Raw genomic sequence first — 22,440 nt, 5'->3', positions numbered from 1 at the left:
CAGGCCCCGGCGGCGCGTGGCGCGTGGTGGGAGACTCCGTCCATGACGACTTCGGAGAAGATCACCGCGTCCGACGCGGGTACGTGGCGGCTCGGCGACCTGACGGTCAACCGCATGGGATTCGGCACGATGCGGCTGCCCCAGCACGGCGCGGCGTTCGGCGCCGACGCCACCCCGGGCGACCGCGACCGGGCGATCGGGGTGCTGCGCCGGGCGGTGGAGCTGGGGGTGAACCACCTCGACACGGCCGCGTTCTACTTCTCCCGGCTGCGCTCCGCGAACGAGCTGATCAACCGGGCACTGGCGCCGTACCCCGACGACCTGGTGATCACGACGAAGGTGGGTCCCGGCCGCGACCACACCGGCGAGTGGGTGTGGGCGGACACGCCGAGGGAGCTGCGCGGCCAGGTCGAGGAGAACATACGCCAGCTCGGCCGGGACCACCTCGACGTGGTCAACCTGCGCACCGGCGGGGACCGTCCGATCGCGGAACTCTTCGGGGCGCTGGCCGAGTTGCGGGACGCCGGGCTCATCCGCCACCTCGGGGTCTCCAACGTCACCGCGGAGCAGCTCGCCGAGGCGCGGGCGATCGCGCCGGTGGTCTGCGTCCAGAACCCGTACGGTCTCGGCACGCCGGACGGCGACGCGCTGCTGCGGCTCTGCGGCGAGGCGGGCATCGCCTTCGTGCCGTTCTACGCGATCGCGGGCCGGCGGCGCGAGGCAGGCGCGGGCGCGGCCACGGAGGAGAACCCCGAACTCCTCGCCGTGGCCCGGTCCCACGGAGCCTCACCCGCCCAGATCCGCCTCGCCTGGACCCTCTCCCGGGGCCCCCACGTCCTGGCCATCCCGGGCACCGGCAACCCGGACCACCTGACGGCGAATGTGGCGGCGGGCGCACTGAAGCTCACGGACGAGGACCTGGCCCGGCTGGAGGCGGTGCACCGGGCGGGCATGGTGGCGGGGCCGGCCTGAACCACGCGGCTCCTGTCCGCCGACGGATCGGAGGGGGTACCGGCCGGGTCTCGGTCCAATCTGTACGCGGCCAGGTCCGGCTCGGCCCAGGACGCGTAACCGAGAACACTCCGCCCCGCTCGCCGGTGAGCGGACAGGCGTCGACCTCCTTGTACGCGCGTGCCCGGGTGTCCGGTGCCTCGGGCTCCTGGTCGTCCGGGCAGGCGGATGCCCCGGGCGCGGAGGGTTTCCTTTCGAACACGTAAACGAAGGAGGGGTGGCGCGATACCTCTGCCCCGGCGCGGCCGGCGCGGACCGTGCCCCTCCTCCCGACGCCCCCGTCCGCCGTGAGCGGACCTGACGCTCCGTCATATACGCACGTGGGGAGGGGTACTGAACCCCCGGAGACGTTATGGTCTCCAGGTGAGCAGAGTTGACGAACGCAGAGCACGAACGTTTCTCCGTGGTGGGGCCCTCGCCCTCTCCGTCCTGGCGCTGGCGGGGTGCGCGGAGGAGCTGGAGTCGGGCGCCAAGCCGTCCGCCTCGGCGTCCGCGTCGAGTACGGCCGGTACGGGCGGCGGCGGCAGCGCCGAGGCCGGTGCGTTCGGGGTCAGCCCGCTGGGCAACGACGACGGTACGAAGCCGGGGCTGGCGCCGATCACCTCTGCCGCCGACAAGAAGGCCGGGCTGGAGGTCATCGAGGAGGTGACCACCAAGAGCCGTGGTTCCAGCTCCGGTTACGACCGGAAGAAGTTCGGCTACGCCTGGATGGACACGGCGGACGGCGTCCCGCTGGCCGGGAACGGCTGCGACACCAGGAACGATCTGCTCGCCAGGGACGGCAAGGACCTGAAGTATCGTTCCGGCTCCGACTGCGTCGTCGTCTCGATGAACCTGAACGACCCGTACACGGGCGAGGAGATCGAGTGGCGCAAGGAGGCGGCGGCCAAGGTCCAGATAGACCACGTCATACCGCTCTCGTACGGCTGGAAGATGGGCGCGTCCAAGTGGGACGCGGCCAAGCGGAAGCAGCTCGCCAACGATCCGCTCAACCTCGTCCCCGTGGACGGTCCCACCAACGGCTCCAAGAGCGACTCGGGCCCGGCGGACTGGCTGCCGCCGAGCGAGCAGATCCACTGCTCCTACGCCATACGGTTCGCGCAGGTCGCGCTCAAGTACGAACTGTCCGTGACCACGGCGGACAAGGAGACGATGCGGGAGCAGTGCGGCGGCTGACGTCCGTACGCGCGGCGGAGAGCGGGGGGCCGGGGCCCGGTCAGGCGCGGGCCCGGAGGAAGGCGGACGTGGAGACCTGCCCCAGCATCTCCAGCCGTGAGCCGCCGCCGGCGAGGTGCTTCTCGGTGGCCTGCTGAACGCCCTGCCAGTGGGCGTCGCCGTAGTCGTCCAGCACGACGATCCCGCCGGGCGCCACGATCTCCTCGGCCCACTCCAGGTCGGCGAGGACCCCTTCCATGGAGTGGTCGCCGTCCACGACGATCACTCCGTACGCACGGTCGGAGACCGCCGCCCGCACCTCGGGGTCGCCCGAGAAGCCCTGCTGGACCCGGGCCTCGGCGCCCGGCTTCCCGCCCAGCGCGAGGTTGGCGCGTACGACGTCCATCCGTACCGGGGTGCCCGTCGGGTCGGCCGCCTGCTTCGTGCCCGGCTGGAGCTGGCTGCCCGCCAGCGGGTCCACGATCGTCAGCCGGGGCTCCGTACCGGCCCGGTGCAGCATCCGCGCGAGCGACGCCGAGAACAGGCCGTACAGCGTGCCGATCTCCAGGACGTCCTGGTTCGGCGGGGCGAGCAGCGGAACGGTGGCGAGCTTGCCGCACACGTTCGACGTGGACCCGGCGAGCCGGCCCAGCGCCAGCGTCTCCAGGGCGATCACCTGGCGGAAGGCGACGGTGACGTTACGGCGCGCGTGCGTGGCGTCCTCGCCGGTCACCTGCGAGATCTGGCGTACGAGCGTGTCGATCTGGCCGGGGGTCGGCACCCGGGACCCGTTGCGGCCCGTCTTGTCGAAGAGCAGGCCGAACGCGTAACTCTGACTCCGCAGCTCCGTGATCTCGCGGCGAAGGGTGTCGAGGTCGGAGCGGAGCGGTCCGGTGGATCGCCGGATGCGCCGGTCTACCAGGGCGGCGGCCGGACGGAGGATCCGCTTCGTCAGCCGGTTGCTCAGAAGAGAGGACATGGCGCGGAAACTACGCCTCGTCAGCTCGCGGCGGACCACACCGCCATGCTCACTGGGTGAAGGGTTGATGGCGCGCGGGCGACGCGGATGTGGCGTGATGGCGGTCCGTACTGGTGAGCGCCGTGTCGCGGGCAACGGGGGCGGTCCGCCCCGTTGTGTCACACTCCTGGAGGTGCGGCGCCCCGCCGCAGTCTGCCGTGACCAGGGGGGAGGAGCCCGTACGCGGATGACGGTCCGTAGTCAGATGATGCGATTCGTGCTCGTGGGAGCGGCGAACACGGGCACGTACTACGCCTTCTACCTGCTCCTGCTGACCAGGCTGCCGTACGTCGCCTCGCACCTGGTCGCGTCCGGGCTGAGCATGATCGGCTCGTTCTTCCTGAACAGCTGGTTCACCTACCGGACCCGCCCGACCTGGCGGAAGTTCCTGCTCTTCCCGCTCAGCAACGCGGCGAACCTCCTCATCACGACGGTCGGCGTCTATCTCCTCGTCGACGTGCTCCACCTCGGCAGCCGGTTCGCCCCGCTGCTCGCGGCGGGCGGCGCGGTCCCGATCACCTTCCTGGTCTCGCGGGCGATCATGCTCCCCCGCGAACCGGCGTCCGCCGCAACCGCCGGGGACACGGGTCCCCCGGACCACGAGCCCGCCGCCACGACACCGACGGCGGAGCCGTCCTCGAACGGGCGCTGACGGCACGAAGCGGCGAGCCGTACGGTCAGCGTTCCGAGGCGTACGGGATGAAACCGGCCCAGGCGGTGGCGGTGAAGCCGAGGTGGGGGCGGTGGGTGTTCTTGGAGTCGCGGACCAGGACCACCGCGTGGGGCGCCGACGCGACCTCCACGCAGTCGTTGTCGTTACTGCCGCTGTAGCTGCTCTTGATCCAGTGCGCTGCTTCGGGGGGCATGGGGGTCAGCGCTCCGAGGCGTACGGGATGAAACCGGCCCAGGCGGTGGCGGTGAAGCCGAGTGCGGGGTGGCGTATGTCCTTGGAGTCGCGGACGAAGACCGCGCCCGCAGCGGTGGCGACCTCGACGCAGGCCGCACCCTCGTTGCTGCTGTGGCTGCTCTTGGACCACGCCATCGCCGGACCGTCTTCAGCGGCAGGGTCGCGTGTCATGTCTCTCCCAGAAGGTTCTCGATGAAGGTCAGCGACTCACGTGGGGTGAGGGCCTGGGCCCGGATGATTCCATACTGAATCTCCAGGGACTGGACCTCGACCGGGTCCGAGATCAGCCGCCGGTACCGCTGGGCCTCCAGATAGCCGAGCGTTGCCCCACTGCCGAGCTTCAGCAACTGGATCTCACCGCCCATGCCCGCGTGGTCCTCAAGTTCCGTCGGCATCACCTGGATTTCCACGTTCCTCAACTGGCCCATCAGGAGCAGGTGTTCAAGCTGCCGTCGGTGCACCATCTTCCCACCGAGTGGCCTTCTGAGAGTCACCTCTTCCTGCACAAAACTGAAGACCGGCACGGGCACGGCGGGGGTCAGGATCTTCTGGCGTGCCAGACGGGCGGCTACAAGGCGTTCGATCACCTCGTCCTTGAACAGGGGGCGCCTCATCCGGAAGAGGGCTCGGGCGTACTCCTCGGTCTGGAGCAGCCCGAACAGGTTGTGGTTGGAGTAGGCGCCCAACTCGACCGTCTCGCCTTCCAACTTCGCGAGGTCCCGGACCCTCTTGGGGTACCGAGCCTCCACCACGTCCTGCTTCATCGCGGCGATTTTGCCGCCGGCGTCGAGCACTTCGTCGGCCCGTTCCAGGAACTCCGGCTTGGGGATGCGTTTTCCGGCCTCGACCTTGTACACCTGGTTCTCGCAGTAACCGATCGCTGCCCCGAACTCGGCCTGCCGTAGACCCGCCCCCTGCCGCCAGAGTTTGATCTGCCGGCCCACCGCCGCGATGACGGCGCCCGAGTCGTCCGCCGCGTCTTCCGGCTCCCAGCCGCTGTCATCCGTACTCGTTGCCCGATCGGCACCACTCAGGTCCATGCTCATCGCGCACCTCCGAGACGCTCGTCCGCCGCAGCGTCCCTTCCACAGAAGGCCACGGCGTACAACCCGGACCGAGCCGGACAACACCAGGACAGTCACCCTCCGTAAGTGCGCTGCTACTGGTCAGCGTAAGCGCATCCGGCCACGCTGTGTGACGTGAACCTCAAAAACGCCCCGTCGCCACCGGCGCCGCAACCCGCCCTTCCCGTCCGTGAGTTCCGTGTCCTGCTGTCCTCCACCCGCAGAGGCGCGCGGCTCGCGCGGCTGCTCGCCGTCGAGCAGCTCCGCATGTGGGACGTGCCCGTCGAGCGCGCGGCGCAGATCATCGCCGAGCTGGCCGCGAACGCCGCGTCGCACGGGCGGGTCGCCGGGCGGGACTTCCGGGTCGCGCTGATCCTGCGGGCGTCCGGCACGCTCCGTATCGAGGTGACCGACGCCCGGTCCGAGGCGTTGCCCGTCGCGGTGCGGAGCGTGGTCACGGAGGACGAGTCGGGGCGTGGCCTGATCCTGGTCGACGCGCTCGCCGACGCGTGGGGCGTCGCGCCGGGGCCGTCGCCCTGCAAGACCGTGTGGGCCGAACTCCGCCCGGCCGATGCTTCCGGGGAGGCCGGGTGATGGAGCCCGTGACGGGGCCCGTCCTGTGGGGAGTCGTATCGGCTCCGCTCGCTCTGGCCGGGCTGGCGGTGGGGGTGCTGTACGCCGAGATCCCGCGCCGGCGTGGACCGGGCCACCGGAGCCCGGAAACCCTGGCGGCGGTGGGCCGTGCGCCGGGGGCGCGGGAGGCAAAAGACCAAAGAAACCCGGGAAATAACCAACCAAACCCCACCCCACCCGGTTCAGGTCACCCGCAAGGGTGATCTCGCTCTGGACGGCTGGCCTTTGGCGGGTTCGGGGAGGCAGGCTCGGGCCTGACACCACATCAGACATGCGACGGCCCCCGGTCGGGACGGCAATCCCGGTCCGAGGGCCTGACCACAAAGGAAGTAGTCGCTTCCCCATGGTTGAAAAGAAGTTTAGTGCGGCTGTGCCCGCACGTTGCGCGGTTCGCGGATCGTCATCCGGAGTGATGAAGGTGCACGAATCCCACGCCTCCCAATCTTCCGTCCGACCTGCGTCACCCCCTGCCGCCCTTTTGGCCCACCGGACCACCGGGCTGCTTTGCCGGCGCCGCTCCCGGCCGAACCCACCCCCGGGCGCCGAACCCACCCCCGTCGCCGCACCGCGCCCGGACCCGCTCCAGAACTGCGACACCTGCGACCGCGCCTACCGCGCGCCGGAACCGGGTGGCCGTCCCGCCTGTCGTGCCATGGGCCCGGCGGGCACAGCAGTCACATAGGCACGTACCATCGCCTCCATCAGGGTACGGGTACGTACCCGTACCCCTTCGAGGCCGAAAGGAGACACGATGATGTCCGATGCCAATGTCCGTATCCCGGAGGAGGCCAAGGACCGGCTCGCGGCGATCGCTGCCGCTGAGGGGCTGTCCCTGCGCGCCTATCTGGCGCGCCTGGCCGGGACACTGCTCACGCCGGCCGAGCGTGCCGAGCGTGCGGCGAGGGCGCGGAACGCGCTGGAGAACTGGAACGGCTACGCTCCGACGGCGGCCGAGGAACGGGATCTCGACGGTGAGCTGGACCGGCGTCTGGCTGCGGTGACCGTCCGATGAGCGACCTGCACATCGTGCTGGACGAGACGGCCATGGCCGCGGCCGGCCGGGGCAACGTCCTGGCCTCCCGTCTCATCCACCGGGCCCACTCCGAACCGGGCTGGTTCCTGTACGCACCTTCGTGTGCCCTGGTCGAGGCGGACCGGGTCCGGCCGGGTACTGCCGAGCACCTCGCGGCTCTGCCGGGTATCACGGTCCTGGACCTGGATCTGTCCGCCGCACTGGCCGTCGCCCGGCAGGAGACATGGGCGGCCGCGCACAGCGGTTACGCGGCGCAGGCCACGCCCGACCGGCCGGACGGGGCCGTTGTCGCCACCACTGCCCCGCGACGGTGGGAGGGCGAGCGGGTTCGCATCCTGGATCTCGGTTCCTGAAGCCCGGTCGCGGCGGCCTCGCGTCGGTACGTGCCCCGATCCGCTCGTGAATCGTTGGTCGAAGCAGTGGCCCACGCCACGTCCACTGCCTACCATCGATCACTGCAAGGTCTTGTGCATCGCCGCACAATCTCCCCGGGAGGCCCCCTTTGCACCGCCGCCGTCGTACCGCGCTCTCCTTGTCCGTCGCCCTGCTCGCCGCGGCCCCGCTGCTCACCGCCTGCGGCGGTGACGCCCATCCCGGAGCGGCGGCGGTCGTCGACGGGAAGCGGATCGAGGTGTCCACGCTCCAGTCCGCGGTACGGGACGTACGGGACGCGCAGCGGGCCACACCGGAGTCCGCCCAGCTCATCAAGGACACCGCGCAGCTCGGCCAGGCCAAGCTGAACGGCATGATCTTCGACCGGGTGCTCCAGCGCGCCGCCGCTGACGCCGGGGTCGGCGTCAGCCGCAAGGAGGTCCAGGAGACCCGCGCGCGGGCCGCCGCCCAGTCGGGCGGGGAGAAGCGGTTCGCCGCGATGCTGCTCCAGCAGGGCGCCCTCTCCTCCGGGCAGATCGACGCGGCGATCCGCCGCGAGGTGCTGCTGACCAAGGTCGCGGGGGCGTACGGCGCGAACACCTCGACCCCGGAGGGGCAGCAGACGGTCCTCGCCGAACTGACGAAGACGTCGAAGGCGATGGGCATCGACGTCAATCCGCGGTACGGAAGCTGGAACGACCAGGAGGTGCGGCTCGGCGAGACCAAGACGCCGTGGATCACCCAGGTCACCCGCCAGGCGCCGGAGCAGCAGCCCTCGGACACCTGACAGGCCGTGGGGCCGGACGGGCCCGTGCGCCGGGCGGGGTCCGGCCGGAGGTAGGTTCGAGAGGTGACAGACGAAGCTCCCGCAGCCCCCGGCCGTATCGTCCTGCTGACCGCCAGCCACCGGGTCGCGCCCGGCCTGCTGTCCTGGCCGGCCTGGCAGACGCTGCACGCCGCCGACCGCGTGGTGTGCGCCGACGCCGGCCATCCGCAGTTGCCGTATCTGCGCGAGGCCGGCGTCACCGTCGACCACACCGCGCCGGGCGCGCGGGACCTGGTCGAGGCGTGCGCCGGCGGCCGTACCGTCGTGGTGATCCCCGCCGCCGACGGGGACGGGACCGACGCGAAGCTGACGGACGGCCTCGCCCGGCTGGCCGGCTCGGGCCGGGTCCAGATGCCGGACCTGGAGCTGCTGCCCGGCTCGTACGACCTGCCGGGCGCCCGCCTCCTCGACCTCGTCCAGGTCATGGACCGGATCAGGAACGAGTGCCCCTGGTCGTCGGGCCAGACGCACAAGGGGCTCGCGAAGTACGCCATCGAGGAGGCGTACGAACTGGTCGAGGCCATCGAGGACGGCGACACCGACGAGCTGCGCGAGGAGCTGGGGGACGTCCTCCTCCAGGTCGTCTTCCACGCCCGGATCGCCCAGGAGGGACCGGAAGGGGGGACGGGGGAGGCCGGGGAGGAGGACGACGAGAGCGGGACGAGCGGGGCGTTCTCCATCGACGACGTGGCGGGCACGATCGTCGAGAAGCTGATCCACCGCCACCCCCATGTCTTCGGTGACGAGAGCGCCGACACCCCTGATGAGGTCAAGGAGCACTGGCTCCGGATGAAAGCGGTCGAGAAGCAGCGCGACTCGGTCACCGACGGCGTACCGCTCGGTCAGCCGGGGCTCGCCCTCACCGCGAAGCTCGCGGGGCGCGTCCGGACCGCCGGTCTGGAGGTCGCGCTCCCGGAGGGCGAGTCCATCGGGTACGAGCTGCTGGCCCTGGCCGTACGGGCGGAGAGGTCGGGCGTCGACCCCGAGACGGCGCTGCGCGCGGCGGCGCGCGTATACAGGGACAGGATTCTGGCCGCCGAGCGCGCGCCCGGGGGCACGGCGGGCGCGTAAGGGATACGCGGGGGCGCCGCAGGCCCCTCGTGCGCCGGGCGCCCCTCCGCCGTGCGCGCCCCTCCGGCCGGGGCCTCACCCGCCGGCGGCTACGGTCGGGGCGTGTCCGATGCGTCCGAGAATCCCGCTGCCAGCGCTGCTCCCGCCCTCTTCACCTGGGAGTTCGCCACCGACCCCTACCCCGCGTACGCCTGGCTGCGCGAGCATGCCCCCGTGCACCGCACCAAGCTGCCCAGCGGGGTCGAGGCATGGCTCGTGACCCGGTACGGGGACGCCCGGCAGGCGCTCGCCGACGCGCGGCTCTCCAAGAACCCGGCGCACCACGCCGAGCCGGCGCACGCCCGGGGGAAGACGGGCATCCCCGGGGAGCGCAAGGCGGAGCTGATGACGCACCTCCTCAACATCGACCCGCCCGACCACACCCGGTTGCGGCGGCTGGTGTCCAAGGCGTTCACGCCCCGCCGCGTCGCCGAGTTCGCCCCGCGCGTACAGGAGCTGACCGACCGGCTGATCGACGGCTTCGCCGAGCGGGGGAGCGCGGACCTGATCCATGATTTCGCCTTCCCGCTGCCCATCTACGCGATCTGCGATCTGCTCGGGGTGCCGCCCGAGGACCAGGACGACTTCAGGGACTGGGCGGGCATGATGATTCGTCATGCGGGCGGTCCGCGCGGTGGGGTCGCCCGCTCGGTGAAGAAGATGCGTGGCTATCTGGCCGAACTCATCCACCGTAAAAGAGAGAATCCGGGCGACGATCTGATCTCCGGTCTGATCCGGGCGAGCGATCACGGTGAGCATTTGACCGAGAATGAGGCTGCGGCGATGGCCTTTATCATTCTGTTCGCCGGTTTTGAGACCACGGTGAATCTCATCGGTAATGGCATGTACACGCTTATGCTGAATCCGGCCGAACGTGAACGCCTGCAGGCTTCCCTGGCCGCCGGCGAGACCGGGCTGCTGGCGACCGGGGTCGAGGAGCTGCTCCGTCACGACGGGCCCGTGGAGATGGCGACCTGGCGGTACGCCGTCGAGCCGCTGACCCTGGGCGGGCAGCGGATCGCGGCAGGCGACCCCGTACTGGTCGTGCTGGCCGCCGCCGACCGTGACCCGGAGCGCTTCCCGGACCCCGACCTGCTCGACCTCGGGCGCCGTGACAATCAGCACCTCGGATACGGGCACGGCATCCACTACTGCCTGGGCGCTCCGCTCGCCCGCGTGGAGGGGCAGACGGCGATCGCCACCCTGCTGACCCGCCTTCCCGATGTGCGGCTTGCGGAAGATCCTTCCGATTTGCGCTGGCGTGGCGGGCTCATCATGAGGGGATTGCGTACGCTTCCGGTGCAGTTCGCGCCATTGTCCGGCCGGTAATTGCCTGACGGTTCGTCAATACTGTGACTTTCACGTGATCTCCGCTGCATCGACTTGTGACAAGCATTCGAGTACCGCTACGTTCACGTCGACTCAGGCAACACCATGCCGGAGTTGAATTGACAGTCACACGGAAGGCAACCGCATGTCCCGGAACGGCCGACACCGTCGACCTCGTCAGGCCCCTGCACTTCTCGTCGCCGCCGGGGTGGCCGGATCCGCGATCGCGATCCCGTTGCTCGGCGCCGGCGCCGCCAACGCGGCGGACGGCTCCACCTGGGACCACGTGGCCGAGTGCGAGAGCGGCGGAACCTGGAGCGCCGACCTCGGCAACGGGTTCTACGGCGGGCTCCAGATGTCCCAGGAGACCTGGGACGAGTTCGGGGGCGCGGACTACGCCGCGCGCCCCGACCTCGCCAGCCGCTCGCAGCAGATATCCGTGGCCGAGAAGGTGTTCGCCGCCCAGGGGGCGCAGGCGTGGTCCAGTTGCGCCGGCGTCTCCGGGCTGACGAAGGCGGTCGGCGGCGCCGTCTCCGGCGTCGTGGAGGGCGTGACGGGCGGGGGCGAGAGCACCGACCCGTCCGGAAGCCCGTCGACCGATCCGTCGGAAAGCGCCTCGCGGTCCGGTGACGACGCGGCCGGCACCGGCAAGGGCGCGGGCGCTGAGGACAACGGGAAGGAGTCCTCGGACTCCACCAGCCCGAGCCCCGGGGCGACCGGTTCCGCGGCGGGCGAGGACGACGCCGACGGCAAGGGCGGCGCGTCCAAGGGCAAGCACCGCGGCCAGGCGGCCGACGAGAGCGCCACGCCGGGCGGCACGACGGAGGAGCGCGGGGCGGACAGTCGCGCGTCCCGCGGGTCCGGAGGGGCGCGTGACGGGGGCAGGCTCACGGAGGGCGTGGAGCGCGAGGTGGAGAGGGTCGTCACCACGGTCGGCGGCCACCTCACCCTGGCGACCGGCGGGCAGAAGGTCGTCGGCGGCTGGGTCTGAGCCACCCGCGCGAGGCCAGGGGCCGGCGGTTCCGATGACCGGAGCCGCCGGTTCCGGCGTTGGCGGCCTGCGGCTCCGGCGACCGGGGAGAGCGGTCCCGGGTCCGGAGCGGGCTGCTCCGGCGCCCCGGGCCCCCGGTTCCGGCGCCCCCGGTCCCCGGCCGCCGGCTCCCGGTCCCCGGCCCCCCGGTCCCTGGCCTCCCGGCTCCGGCGCCCACGGTGCCGACGACGGCCGCGGGCGGCTTCGGCACCGGTGTGTGTTCCCCGGCGACCGGAGCGTCTGATTCCAGGGCAGGAACGCCTGGTTCCGGGGCTGGAGCCGCCGCTTTCGGGGTCGGAGCGGCCGGTTTCGGCGCCCCGGGCGGACGGCTCCGGCGGCCACGGTTCCGACGGGTCCGGCAACCCGCGTCGGCCGCCCCGCGACCGGAGCGGGCGGCTCCGGGGCGGGCGCGGGCGAGTGCCGTTGAACGGGGCCCCGTTGACGTCTCTTCGGCTGCGTCCGTCCTGGCCAGCGCCTCCGATCTCCGGGCGGAACACGGTCAGTTAGCGACCGTATGTCCACTTCTGTGCAAGTGAGACAAGGGTCTCTTCGCCGCAACTCGGGCTCTTCTCCCCGGGGGTTGGGTCAATCCGGTTCTCACCTGCGGAAACGTATTGTCCGCCGGGGGAGGTAAGGGCGTTTTTTCCGGGATGTGCTCCTTTGAACAACGGGCAGGGCTGTGATTACGGTCTGAACCGCTCGCACCGCGGGCCTCGTCGACCGTCACGCCGAATCCTGCCGTCGGTCGGGGGGAGTAATCGTCGCTTCAAGCGCCGAAGGCAGGAGCGGGGGACCCAAAGGTTTGTGCCGGGCCCGGCCGTCGAGAGACGGCTGGAGGCCGGCTTGGGGTGAAGCCGCGTGTGCAAGCACGCGGCCGGGCAACTCATTGGCCCGAACCCGACAGCTCACCTCGTAGGCGTCGGTGAGGAGATGTGTTCCATGCAGCTGCGTTCCAGCAAGGCCAAGCACCGTCGCCCGTCCAAGGCCGTTCGCTACGTGACGCTCGCCGGGATCACCGGTGCCGCCGTCGCGGCCCCCCTGCTCGGTGCCACCGCCGCCTCCGCCGCCACCACCTCCGAGTGGGACCAGGTCGCCCAGTGCGAGTCCGGCGGCAACTGGTCGATCAACACGGGTAACGGCTTCTACGGCGGCCTGCAGTTCACCCCCTCCACCTGGGCCGCGTACGGCGGCACCTCCTACGCCCAGCGCGCCGACCAGGCATCCAAGTCGCAGCAGATAGCCGTCGCCGAGAAGGTCCTCGCGGGCCAGGGCAAGGGCGCCTGGCCGAACTGCGGCGTGAACCTCTCCGGCGCCTCGAACGGCGGCGGCTCGACCGGCTCCGGTTCCGGTTCCGACTCCGGTTCCTCCAGCTCCAGCAACTCGGGCAGCTCCAGCAACTCCGGCGGCTCCAGCAACTCCGGTACGCAGAAGTCCGCCCCGAGCCAGCAGGCGCAGCCGCAGCAGTCGAGCCGTGACGAGGCGCAGCCGGCCTCGCGCGGCCAGAGCCGTCCCACCACGATCAAGAAGGGTGACGGCGAGTACAAGGTCAAGTCCGGCGACACCCTCTCCAAGATCGCCACCGCCCAGAAGGTCAAGGGTGGCTGGGAGAAGGTCTTCGACCTGAACAAGGACATCGTCCCCGACGCGGACGTCATCTACCCGGGTCAGCAGCTCCACCTGAGCTGACCCGTTCTCCCCGGCCCGGCGCGTCACCCCCGTACGCGCCGGGTCGGGCCCCGTATCCGCCGCTCGCCGTCACCGGTCCCGCTACCGGCCGGTAGCGGCGGTCCGTACGAACGGTCCGTACGAACGGTCCGTACGAACGGTCCGTACGGGCGGTCCGTACGGGCGGGAGCGTCTTAGGGGGCGGGCACCGGCTGGCCGATGACCCGGAGCCGGTTAGGCTCATGGCGCAAGGCCAAGAGACCCTGCACCCACGCGTCACATCCCAGAAGGAGATGCTCGTGCCGTCCATCGACGTCGTCGTAGCCCGGGAAATCCTCGACTCCCGTGGCAACCCCACGGTCGAGGTCGAGGTCGGCCTCGACGACGGCAGCACGGGTCGTGCTGCCGTCCCCTCCGGTGCCTCCACCGGTGCGTTCGAGGCCGTCGAACTCCGCGACGGAGACGCCAACCGCTACCTGGGCAAGGGTGTCGAGAAGGCCGTCCTCGCCGTCATCGAGCAGATCGGCCCGGAGCTGGTCGGGTACGACGCCACCGAGCAGCGTCTGATCGATCAGGCGATGATCGACCTGGACGCCACCGAGAACAAGGGCTCGCTGGGCGCCAACGCCATCCTCGGTGTCTCCCTCGCCGTCGCGCACGCCGCCTCCGAGGCGTCCGACCTCCCGCTCTTCCGCTACCTGGGCGGCCCGAACGCGCACCTGCTGCCCGTTCCGATGATGAACATCCTGAACGGCGGCTCGCACGCCGATTCGAATGTCGACATCCAGGAATTCATGATCGCCCCGATCGGCGCGGAGTCCTTCTCCGAGGCGCTGCGCTGGGGTGCCGAGGTCTACCACACGCTCAAGAAGGTCCTGAAGCAGAAGGGCCTCTCGACCGGTCTGGGCGACGAGGGCGGCTTCGCGCCCAACCTGGAGTCCAACCGCGCCGCGCTCGACCTCATCCTCGAAGCGGTCAAGGAGGCCGGTTACGTTCCCGGCCGCGACATCGCGCTCGCGCTCGACGTCGCCGCGTCCGAGTTCTACAAGGACGGCTCCTACGAGTTCGAGGGCAAGTCGCGCTCGGCCGCCGAGATGACCGAGTACTACGAGGAGCTGGTCGACGCCTACCCGCTCGTCTCCATCGAGGACCCGCTCTACGAGGACGACTGGGCCGGCTGGAAGGTCATCACCGACAAGCTGGGCTCCAAGGTCCAGATCGTCGGCGACGACCTCTTCGTCACCAACCCGGAGCGCCTCGCCCGCGGCATCGAGGAGGGCTCGGCCAACGCCCTGCTCGTCAAGGTCAACCAGATCGGTTCGCTGACCGAGACCCTGGACGCCGTCGAGCTGGCCCAGCGCAACGGCTTCAAGTGCATGATGTCCCACCGTTCCGGTGAGACCGAGGACGTCACGATCGCCGACCTCGCGGTGGCCGTGAACTGCGGTCAGATCAAGACCGGCGCCCCGGCCCGCTCGGACCGCGTCGCCAAGTACAACCAGCTCCTGCGCATCGAGGAGATCCTCGACGACGCCGCGGTGTACGCGGGCCGCAGCGCGTTCCCGCGCTTCCGCTCCGCGTAGCCCGTAGCCGGTAACCCATAACTGGTAACCCGTCACGGGCGGTCGTCCGCCCGTCGTCCGTACGTCCCCGGCCGCGGTCCCGTACCGTATCCGGGGACGTACGTACGTGACAGGGGAGGCGGGCCATGGCCGGGAACCGGGACCGGTTCTCCACCTCGACCAGACTGCGGCTGCTCGGCGAGCAGACCGCGGCGCGGGTGTACCGCTCGCAGAACCGCAGGCAGGACCGCCGCTCCCGGCTCACGGGACGGGCGGCCTTCCTCGCGCTGGTCGTCTGCACCCTGGTGGTGGCGCTCGCGTATCCGATGCGGGAGTACGTGTCGCAGCGCAACGAGATCGCCGAGCAGGAGCGGCTGAGCCAGGAGGCCGATCGGCAGGTGGAGGAGTTGCGCGACGAGAAGGCGCGGCTCCAGGACGACGCGTACATCGAGCGGCTGGCCCGCGAGCACCTGCACTACCTGCGGCCGGGGGAGACCGGCTTCACGGTCATCGACCCGGAGGTGGCGGAGGAGCGGCGCGCGGAGCAGGGCGCGGCGGACCGCCCCTGGTACTCGAACGTCCTGGACGGCGTCGACGAGGCGGACCGCCCCGGCACGTGAGCCCGGCACGTGTGAGCTCGGCACGTGTGAGCCCCGGGACGTGAGCCCGGCACGTGTGAGCCCGGCACGTGAGTCGTACCCTTCCCACAGCCCCACTCTCTCCCCACCGCTCCCTCTCCCACAGCACCGCACGCCATGAATCCGGAACGGCAGAACCAGGCAGGCATGAAGACGCCCCCTCCGCAGACCGTACGCACCGAGCCCACCGAGGCGGACGTCGCCGCTTTCAAGGAACAGCTCGGCCGGCCGCCGCGCGGGCTGCGGGCCATCGCGCACCGCTGCCCCTGCGGACAGCCGGACGTGGTCGAGACCGCCCCGCGGCTCCCCGACGGCACGCCCTTCCCGACGACGTACTACCTGACCTGCCCGCGCGCGGCCTCGGCCATCGGCACGCTGGAGGCGAACGGCGTCATGAAGGAGATGACCGAACGCCTGGCGGCCGACCCCGAGCTGGCCGCCGCGTACCGCGCGGCGCACGAGGACTATCTCGCGCGGCGCGACGCCATCGAGGTGCTGGAGGGCTTCCCCAGCGCGGGCGGCATGCCGGACCGGGTGAAGTGCCTGCACGTCCTGGTCGGCCACTCGCTGGCGGCCGGCCCCGGGGTGAACCCGCTGGGTGACGAGGCGCTGGAGATGCTGCCGGAGTGGTGGGCGAAGGGCCCGTGCGTCACACCGTGCGCCTCCCGGCCGTCCGGTGACGGGGAGGGCGCGGAATGACCAGGGTCGCGGCCATCGACTGCGGTACGAACTCGATCCGCCTGCTCGTCGCGGACGTCCATCCGGAAACCGGCGAACTGGTCGATCTCGACCGGCGGATGACGATCGTACGGCTCGGCCAGGGCGTCGACCGGACGGGCCGGCTCGCCCCCGAGGCGCTGGAGCGTACGTTCGCGGCCTGCCGGGAGTACGCGGCGGCCATCGCCGAGCACGGCGCGGAGCGGATCCGCTTCGTGGCCACGTCCGCCTCGCGCGACGCCGAGAACCGCGACGACTTCGTGCGCGGGGTGGTGGACATCCTGGGCGTGGAGCCCGAGGTGATCACCGGCGACCAGGAGGCGGCGTTCTCCTTCACCGGCGCGACGAAGGAACTGCCGGGGCAGGACAGCTACCTCGTGGTGGACATCGGCGGCGGCTCCACCGAGTTCGTCGTCGGTGACGACCGGGTACGGGCGGCGCGGTCGGTGGACATCGGCTGCGTACGGCTGACGGAGCGTCACCTCGTACGGGACGGCGCCGTCCTCGACCCGCCGACGCCCGCCGCGATCGCCGCGATCCGCGCCGACATCGAGGCGGCGCTCGACCTCGCGGAGCAGGCCGTTCCGCTGCGCGAGCCCCGTACGCTGGTCGGCCTGGCCGGTTCGGTGACGACGGTGGCCGCGATCGCGCTGGGCCTGGAGACGTACGACTCCGAGGCGATCCACCGCTCCCGTGTCCCCTACGAGCGGGTCAAGAAGATCACCGACCACCTGCTCGCCGCCACCCACGCGGAACGGGCCGCGATCCCGGTGATGCACCCGGGCCGGGTGGACGTCATCGGCGCGGGTGCCCTCGTCCTGCTCTCGATCATGGAACGCACCGGAGCCCAGGAGGTCGTCGTCAGCGAACACGACATCCTGGACGGCATCGCCTGGGAGTGCGCACGCGACGGGGCGTGACGGTACGGAAGTGAACGGGCCGCCCCGGGTCTTCGGACTCGGGGCGGCCCGTTCTCAGAGGGCGCGGTGGACGTCGCGCCGGTCGCCGACCTTGGCGACGAGGATGATGAGCGCGCCGTCCTCGTCCTGATAGGCGACCCGGTGGGTGCCGACCCGGAGCCGGTACAGACCTGAGGGTCCCGCGAGCTTCGTGACGTCGGCGCCCTCGCGGTACGGATCGTCGCCGAGCGCGGTCAGCGCGGTCAGGATGCGCATCGCGGCATACCGGTCGATGGCCCGGAGCTGCCGCTGCGCGGCCGCCGTGAACCGGAACGCGTACTTCACGCCGCGTCCTCGGTGTGTTCGGTGAACAGGTCCGCCAGCAGTTCGGCCATGGTCACGGTGGGGCCGTCCTCGGCCAGTACGGCTTCCGCCTCACGGGCCGGCAGGAGGTCGGCCGCCTCTTGGGTGTGCCCGCGCGCGGAGCCTGAATCCTATGGACACCCTGGTGATCCACATGAAAAACTCGCCCCTCTTCACCCGGGGTTTTCCGGGTGAATAGAGAGGGGGGAATCCTTGATTCCGAACAAGTCCGTCCGCGTGCGCCGGTCGGTGCGGAGAGCGGGAATGGTCGCGGTGGTGACGGCGTTCGTCGGCGCGATGCTCACGGGGGGTACGGCCTCCGCCGTTGCGGCCGATCCGCCGATTTCCACGGGGGCCGTGTTCAACGATCCGCGGGGTTCCGCCGCCGCGCAGAACGCGGTGAAGGATCACATCATCGATGCCATCGGAAAGACGCAGAGCGGGCGGCTGATCCGTGCCGCGCTCTACGCTCTGAACGATCAGGATTACACGAACGCGCTGATATCCGCCCATGCGCGCGGGGTCATGATCCGGGTCGTCCTCGACTCCAAGTACGCGGATTCGGCGGCGGCCAAGAGCCTCATCGCCGACCTGGGGACGGACCGTACCGCCACGTCATGGGTGCGGGTCTGTACGGCGGGCGGGGCCTGTATCGCCACCGGGCAGAGTTCGATGATCAACCACAACAAATTCTTCACCTTCTCCCGGATCGGCAGCGTGGGAGAGGCCGAGGACGTCGTCATCCAGACATCGGCCAACCAGACAAGTCTCAACACCGCGAAATACTGGAACAATGCCTATACCGTCGTCGGGAACACCGATCTCTACACGGCGTACGTGGGGTATTTCAACGATCTGGCCGCGATGAAGAAGAACGCCAACTACTTCACCAGCGGAAAGACCGGCACGGAGAAGTACTACTTCTTCCCGCAGAGCAGCGGCGACATCGTGGTGAGCATTCTCGACAATGTCTCCTGCGCCGCCAAGAGCAAGGTGAGCGTGGCCGCCTTCGCGCTGCACCGGGACGAGGTCGCGGACAAGCTGAAATCCATGGCCGCCCAGGGCTGCACGATCCGGATCGTGTACGCGGAGAGCAACGACGCGACGAAGCTCGCCGGCCGGCCGAACATCGACATCCGTCAGCTCAACACCGCCGAAGGTCACTTGGTGCACTCGAAGTACTTCCTGATCGAGGGGACGTACGCGGGCCACGCCAACACCAAGTGGACCTTCACCGGCTCCCACAACCTGGACTACGCGTCGCTCCAGCGGAACGACGAGGCCCTGCTCCGGCTGGAGGGCGCCGCGCCGTACGACGCGTACAGCCAGAACTTCACGAACCTGCTGAGCGCCGCGACCCGGGACTGACGGCGCCGTCCACGGCACCGTCCACGGCGTTCGGGAACCCCGTGCCGGAAAGTTCGTGAACTTCTTCACAAGGAAAACGCTCTTGTGGGGCCCCGGGCCCGGCCGGGAGGCCCCACTGTCAGGAGTACAAGCCCTCCGTACCCTTGTACCGGGTGGTTCCTGACAGCTTGCGGCGGCGTGAATCGTATGGCCGGTTCGACGCCGGGAGAGTGGTGGAATGGCCAGCTCACGGGGGGTGGATAACGCCTGAACACCCCGCCTGGTTCCCCTGGTGGGACATGATCTGGATCACGTGAGCCGCGCAGTGTAACACGAGGGGGGTGACACCTTGTGAAGGGGCTCACGAGCACCCCCTCCGAGGGGGGTGGATACTCGATGGCATGAGCACCACGGAGCGTCCCAGGATCCTCGTTGTAGGCGGTGGGTACGTAGGCCTGTACGCAGCTCGTCGCATTCTGAAGAAGATGCGCTACGGGGAGGCGACCGTCACGGTCGTCGACCCTCGCTCGTACATGACGTACCAGCCCTTCCTCCCCGAAGCCGCCGCCGGCAGCATTTCGCCTCGGCATGTCGTCGTACCGCTGCGACGCGTGCTGCCCAAGGCTGAGGTGCTCACCGGTCGTGTCACCACCATCGACCAGGACCGCAAGGTCGCCACGGTCGCGCCGCTCGTCGGCGAGTCCTACGAGCTGCCCTTCGACTACCTGGTCGTCGCGCTCGGCGCGGTCTCCCGTACCTTCCCGATCCCCGGCCTCGCCGAGCAGGGCATCGGTATGAAGGGCATCGAGGAGGCCATCGGCCTGCGCAACCACGTCCTCGAACAGCTCGACAAGGCTGACTCGACGACCGACGAAGAGGTCCGCCGCAAGGCGCTGACCTTCGTCTTCGTGGGTGGCGGCTTCGCCGGCGCGGAGACCGTGGGTGAGGTCGAGGACCTGGCGCGGGACGCGGCCAAGTACTACACGAACGTCAAGCGCGAGGACATGCGCTTCCTGCTCGTGGACGTCGCCGACAAGATCCTCCCCGAGGTCGGCCCGAAGCTGGGCGCCTGGGGCAAGGAGCACCTTGAGGGCCGTGGCGTCGAGGTCTACCTCAAGACCGGCATGGACTCCTGCGTGGACGGTCACGTCGCGCTCAACAACGGCCTTGAGGTCGACTCCAACACCATCGTGTGGACCGCAGGCGTCAAGCCGAACCCGGCGCTCGCCCGCTACGGTCTGCCGCTCGGCCCCCGCGGCCACGTGGACACCAGCGAGAAGCTCCAGGTCCAGGGCACCGACTACATCTGGGCCGCCGGCGACAACGCCCAGGTCCCGGACCTCGTCGGCCGCAAGGCCGGCAACCCGAACGCCTGGTGCCCGCCCAACGCCCAGCACGCGCTGCGCCAGGCCAAGGTCCTCGGTGACAACGTCATCTCGGGCATGCGCGGCTTCCCGCAGGGCGACTACAGCCACGCCAACAAGGGTGCGGTCGCCGGTCTCGGGGTCCACAAGGGCGTCGCGATGATCGTCATGGGCAAGATGAAGATCAAGGTCAAGGGCCGGCTGGCCTGGTACATGCACCGTGGTTACCACGGCATGGCCATGCCGACCTGGAACCGCAAGATCCGGGTCTTCGCCGACTGGACGCTCGCGATGTTCCTCAAGCGCGAGGTCGTCTCGCTCGGCGCCATGGAGACGCCGCGCGAGGAGTTCTACGAGGCCGCGAAGCCGGCCCCGGCGCCCGCCGCCGCGTCGGCCGCGCCCGCGGAGAAGGCCAAGGCCTCTTAACGCACGCGGTACTGAAAGGGCCGTCCGCCATCCGTGGTGCGGGCGGCCCTTCCGCATGCCCGGATCCGCCGCCCCGGCGTGCCCCTCGTACACCCGCGTCGTACACCCGCGTCGTACACCCGCCTCGCACGCCCGCTCCGCGCCTCCGGCCCGCCTGTCCGCCGCCGCGGCGTCCTGGGCGTACGCCGGTCGCTCTGACGGACCAGCAGGCCCATTCCGCATCTTCGCGCCCGGAAGGGCCGGCGAGGGGCCGACAGGAGGCCGGGAAGGTGCTGGAAAGGTGCTGGGAAGGAGTCAGGACGGATTCAGGAAGGAGTCAGGAAGGGGTCAGGAAAGGCCGGGAAAGGGCCGGGGAAAGGGCCGGAAAAGGGCGGCTGAAGGGTACGGGGCGGGGGTACGGCCCAGGAGGTACGGGGCCACACCCGGCCGAAGTCCGTGGTAGATGCAAGTATTTTGCTGTCTCATTGCCTGTCACCGGGACTGCATCCGTACCCGACCGGTGTTTACGTGGTGTTGAGCATGTCCGGTATCCACCACCACGGAGGTGTACGCCATGGCCGACGCCGCGCTGCGGCTGACCACTCTTGCCGAAGAGTTGCTGGGGGCTCCGCTCCCGGTCCGTATCCGCGCCTGGGACGGCAGCGAATCGGGTCCCCCCGGCGCCCCCACCCTGATCATCCGGCATCGCCGCGCCCTGCGCCGTCTCCTCTGGAAGCCCGGCGAACTGGGGCTCGCGCGCGCCTGGGTCGCCGGGGAGATCGATGTCGACGGTGACCTGTACGCGGTCCTCGAACGTCTCGCCGGGCTCATCTGGGAGCGCGGCGCCGACGACGAGGCCAAGGTCCACCCCGTACGCGATCCCCGGATGCGCGCCGCGGCCCGCGGCCTCGTGGAGATCGCGGGACCCTGGCCGCCGCCCGCCCCGCCCGTCGAGGAGATCCGGCGCCGGCACGGCGCCCTGCACACCAAACGCCGCGACAAGGCGGCGATCAGCCACCACTACGACGTCGGCAACGACTTCTACGCAATGGTCCTCGGTCCGTCCATGGTCTACTCCTGCGCCTACTGGGACGCGGGCCCCGGCTTCACCCTCGAAGACGCGCAGCGCGACAAGCTCGACCTGATCTGCCGCAAGCTCGGTCTCCAGGAGGACGACCGGCTCCTGGACGTCGGCTGCGGATGGGGCTCCATGGCCATCCACGCGGCCCGCGAGTACGGCGCCCGGGTCACCGGAGTCACCCTCTCCCGGGAGCAGGCCGCGTTCGCCCGCAAGCGCATCGCCGAGGAGGGGCTGACGGACCGTATCGAGATCCGCGTCCAGGACTACCGGGACGTGAGGGACGGCCCGTACGACGCGATCTCCTCCATCGGGATGGCCGAACACGTGGGCTCGGTCCAGTACCGCGCCTACGCCGACGACCTCTACGAACTGCTCAAGCCGGGCGGCCGGCTGCTGAACCACCAGATCGCCCGGCGCCCCGAGAAGGACGAGGGGCAGTACAGGATCGACGACTTCATCGACTCGTACGTCTTCCCCGACGGCGAACTCGCGCCGCTCGGCCGTACCGTCTCCACCCTGGAGGAAGCGGGCTTCGAGGCCCGTGACGTCGAGTCGATCCGGGAGCACTACGCGCTGACCCTGCGCCGCTGGGTGGCCAACCTGGAGGAGCACTGGGCGGAGGCGGTACGCGCGACCTCCGCGGGCCGCGCCCGCGTCTGGCGCCTCTACATGGCCGCGTCCGCGCTCTCCTTCGAGCGCAATCGCATCGGCGTCAATCAGATCCTGGCCGTCAGGCCCCCGGACGGCGGCGCGTCCGGGATGAAGCTGCGGGCCCGCCTCTGGAGCACGTGAGCCACCCGTACCTCTTGCGAAGACCGACAGCACGGAAGACCGACAGCACGGAAGACCGGCAGCACCGAAGACCGGTAGCACGTACGAAGAAGGGCCGGCCCCCTGGCGAACCGCAATGG

23 protein-coding genes, 1 pseudogene and 1 riboswitch are annotated in these 22,440 nt (G+C 70.3%); of the genes and pseudogenes, 18 read left to right on the top strand and 6 right to left on the bottom strand.

Annotation, left to right across the window (positions count from 1 at the left end; all coding sequences use genetic code 11):
* Positions 1-42: 42 nt before the first annotated feature.
* Both ACFXPL_RS32400 and ACFXPL_RS32395 read left to right on the top strand, forming a co-directional pair.
* Positions 43-972, top strand: a complete 930-nt coding sequence (locus tag ACFXPL_RS32400; protein WP_384926363.1) for an aldo/keto reductase — start codon at positions 43-45, stop codon at positions 970-972.
* A 402-nt stretch (positions 973-1,374) separates the two neighbouring features.
* Positions 1,375-2,187, top strand: a complete 813-nt coding sequence (locus ACFXPL_RS32395) for an HNH endonuclease family protein (RefSeq protein WP_384926361.1) — start codon at positions 1,375-1,377, stop codon at positions 2,185-2,187.
* A gap of 40 nt (positions 2,188-2,227) precedes the next feature.
* On the opposite strand, the gene ACFXPL_RS32390 is transcribed toward ACFXPL_RS32395, so the two are convergent.
* Positions 2,228-3,145: a class I SAM-dependent methyltransferase gene (locus tag ACFXPL_RS32390; protein WP_384926359.1), complete on the bottom strand. Its 918-nt coding sequence runs from the start codon at positions 3,143-3,145 to the stop codon at positions 2,228-2,230.
* A 226-nt stretch (positions 3,146-3,371) separates the two neighbouring features.
* On the opposite strand from ACFXPL_RS32390, the gene ACFXPL_RS32385 reads away from it, so the two are divergent.
* Positions 3,372-3,836 carry a GtrA family protein gene (locus tag ACFXPL_RS32385; RefSeq protein WP_384926357.1) on the top strand — a complete coding sequence of 155 codons (465 nt, stop codon included), beginning with the start codon at positions 3,372-3,374 and terminating at the stop codon, positions 3,834-3,836.
* A gap of 25 nt (positions 3,837-3,861) precedes the next feature.
* Here ACFXPL_RS32385 and ACFXPL_RS32380 read toward each other — a convergent pair whose 3' ends face one another.
* From ACFXPL_RS32380 to ACFXPL_RS32370, 3 genes are read right to left on the bottom strand one after another with little or no spacing between them, the layout of a single operon-like run.
* A complete protein-coding gene (locus ACFXPL_RS32380) occupies positions 3,862-4,050 on the bottom strand; it encodes a DUF397 domain-containing protein (RefSeq protein ID WP_384926355.1) in 189 nt (62 codons plus the stop codon).
* A 5-nt stretch (positions 4,051-4,055) separates the two neighbouring features.
* On the bottom strand, positions 4,056-4,226 hold the full coding sequence (locus ACFXPL_RS32375; protein WP_384926353.1) for a DUF397 domain-containing protein: 171 nt from the start codon (positions 4,224-4,226) through the stop codon (positions 4,056-4,058).
* A 32-nt stretch (positions 4,227-4,258) separates the two neighbouring features.
* Positions 4,259-5,137 carry a helix-turn-helix domain-containing protein gene (locus tag ACFXPL_RS32370; protein ID WP_384926351.1) on the bottom strand — a complete coding sequence of 293 codons (879 nt, stop codon included), beginning with the start codon at positions 5,135-5,137 and terminating at the stop codon, positions 4,259-4,261.
* Between the two features lie 153 nt (positions 5,138-5,290).
* Here ACFXPL_RS32370 and ACFXPL_RS32365 point away from each other — a divergent pair, with 153 nt between their 5' ends.
* From ACFXPL_RS32365 to ACFXPL_RS32310, 12 genes are all read left to right on the top strand, one after another.
* On the top strand, positions 5,291-5,749 hold the full coding sequence (locus ACFXPL_RS32365; RefSeq protein ID WP_384926349.1) for an ATP-binding protein: 459 nt from the start codon (positions 5,291-5,293) through the stop codon (positions 5,747-5,749).
* 793 nt (positions 5,750-6,542) lie between these two features.
* Positions 6,543-6,800: a hypothetical protein gene (locus ACFXPL_RS32360; protein WP_384926377.1), complete on the top strand. Its 258-nt coding sequence runs from the start codon at positions 6,543-6,545 to the stop codon at positions 6,798-6,800.
* Positions 6,797-7,174 carry a hypothetical protein gene (locus tag ACFXPL_RS32355; protein ID WP_384926347.1) on the top strand — a complete coding sequence of 126 codons (378 nt, stop codon included), beginning with the start codon at positions 6,797-6,799 and terminating at the stop codon, positions 7,172-7,174. Before ACFXPL_RS32360 ends, ACFXPL_RS32355 begins: the two co-directional genes overlap by 4 nt.
* 149 nt (positions 7,175-7,323) lie before the next feature.
* Positions 7,324-7,980, top strand: coding sequence for a SurA N-terminal domain-containing protein (locus ACFXPL_RS32350; RefSeq protein WP_384926345.1), 657 nt, complete (start codon positions 7,324-7,326; stop codon positions 7,978-7,980).
* Between the two features lie 63 nt (positions 7,981-8,043).
* The gene (locus tag ACFXPL_RS32345) at positions 8,044-9,090 is read left to right on the top strand and encodes a nucleoside triphosphate pyrophosphohydrolase (protein ID WP_384926343.1); all 1,047 of its coding nucleotides are present in this window, start codon (positions 8,044-8,046) and stop codon (positions 9,088-9,090) included.
* Positions 9,091-9,192: 102 nt separating this feature from the next.
* Positions 9,193-10,458, top strand: a complete 1,266-nt coding sequence (locus ACFXPL_RS32340; RefSeq protein WP_384926341.1) for a cytochrome P450 — start codon at positions 9,193-9,195, stop codon at positions 10,456-10,458.
* Positions 10,459-10,666: 208 nt separating this feature from the next.
* Positions 10,667-11,449, top strand: coding sequence for a transglycosylase family protein (locus tag ACFXPL_RS32335; RefSeq protein ID WP_384926339.1), 783 nt, complete (start codon positions 10,667-10,669; stop codon positions 11,447-11,449).
* An 800-nt stretch (positions 11,450-12,249) separates the two neighbouring features.
* Positions 12,250-12,422: riboswitch (cyclic di-AMP (ydaO/yuaA leader) on the top strand.
* 5 nt (positions 12,423-12,427) lie between these two features.
* The gene (locus ACFXPL_RS32330; RefSeq protein ID WP_384926337.1) at positions 12,428-13,174 is read left to right on the top strand and encodes a transglycosylase family protein; all 747 of its coding nucleotides are present in this window, start codon (positions 12,428-12,430) and stop codon (positions 13,172-13,174) included.
* Between the two features lie 272 nt (positions 13,175-13,446).
* Positions 13,447-14,736: a phosphopyruvate hydratase gene (gene eno, locus ACFXPL_RS32325; RefSeq protein WP_384926335.1), complete on the top strand. Its 1,290-nt coding sequence runs from the start codon at positions 13,447-13,449 to the stop codon at positions 14,734-14,736.
* Between the two features lie 125 nt (positions 14,737-14,861).
* Positions 14,862-15,335, top strand: a complete 474-nt coding sequence (locus ACFXPL_RS32320; RefSeq protein WP_384926333.1) for a septum formation initiator family protein — start codon at positions 14,862-14,864, stop codon at positions 15,333-15,335.
* Positions 15,336-15,500: 165 nt separating this feature from the next.
* Positions 15,501-16,052, top strand: coding sequence for a DUF501 domain-containing protein (locus ACFXPL_RS32315; RefSeq protein WP_384926331.1), 552 nt, complete (start codon positions 15,501-15,503; stop codon positions 16,050-16,052).
* Entirely contained in the window at positions 16,049-16,990 is a 942-nt protein-coding gene (locus tag ACFXPL_RS32310; protein WP_384926329.1) for an exopolyphosphatase, read from the top strand. The genes ACFXPL_RS32315 and ACFXPL_RS32310 overlap by 4 nt, the downstream gene beginning before the upstream one ends.
* Before the next feature lie 54 nt (positions 16,991-17,044).
* On the opposite strand, the gene ACFXPL_RS32305 is transcribed toward ACFXPL_RS32310, so the two are convergent.
* The gene (locus ACFXPL_RS32305; RefSeq protein ID WP_384926327.1) at positions 17,045-17,314 is read right to left on the bottom strand and encodes a type II toxin-antitoxin system RelE/ParE family toxin; all 270 of its coding nucleotides are present in this window, start codon (positions 17,312-17,314) and stop codon (positions 17,045-17,047) included.
* Positions 17,311-17,436: pseudogene (locus ACFXPL_RS32300) on the bottom strand (prevent-host-death protein); the annotation flags it as partial. The pseudogene ACFXPL_RS32300 and the gene ACFXPL_RS32305, both read right to left, overlap by 4 nt.
* Before the next feature lie 160 nt (positions 17,437-17,596).
* Between ACFXPL_RS32300 and ACFXPL_RS32295 the strand changes: the two are divergent.
* The 3 genes from ACFXPL_RS32295 (at position 17,597) to ACFXPL_RS32285 (ending at position 22,321) form a co-directional block, all read left to right on the top strand.
* Positions 17,597-18,700 (top strand): phosphatidylserine/phosphatidylglycerophosphate/cardiolipin synthase family protein, encoded by a 1,104-nt coding sequence (locus ACFXPL_RS32295; protein WP_384926325.1) that lies wholly within the window; start codon positions 17,597-17,599, stop codon positions 18,698-18,700.
* Positions 18,701-19,080: 380 nt separating this feature from the next.
* Positions 19,081-20,469 (top strand): NAD(P)/FAD-dependent oxidoreductase, encoded by a 1,389-nt coding sequence (locus ACFXPL_RS32290; protein ID WP_384926323.1) that lies wholly within the window; start codon positions 19,081-19,083, stop codon positions 20,467-20,469.
* A 553-nt stretch (positions 20,470-21,022) separates the two neighbouring features.
* Complete coding sequence (locus tag ACFXPL_RS32285) at positions 21,023-22,321, top strand: class I SAM-dependent methyltransferase (protein WP_384926321.1); 1,299 nt, start codon at positions 21,023-21,025, stop codon at positions 22,319-22,321.
* Positions 22,322-22,440 lie beyond the last annotated feature (119 nt).

It is taken from the genome of Streptomyces sp. NPDC059092 (assembly GCF_042756365.1).
GTDB lineage: Bacteria > Actinomycetota > Actinomycetes > Streptomycetales > Streptomycetaceae > Streptomyces.
The sequence above is the reverse complement of the archived record's forward strand: the minus strand, read 5'-3'. Positions and strand labels throughout refer to the sequence as shown.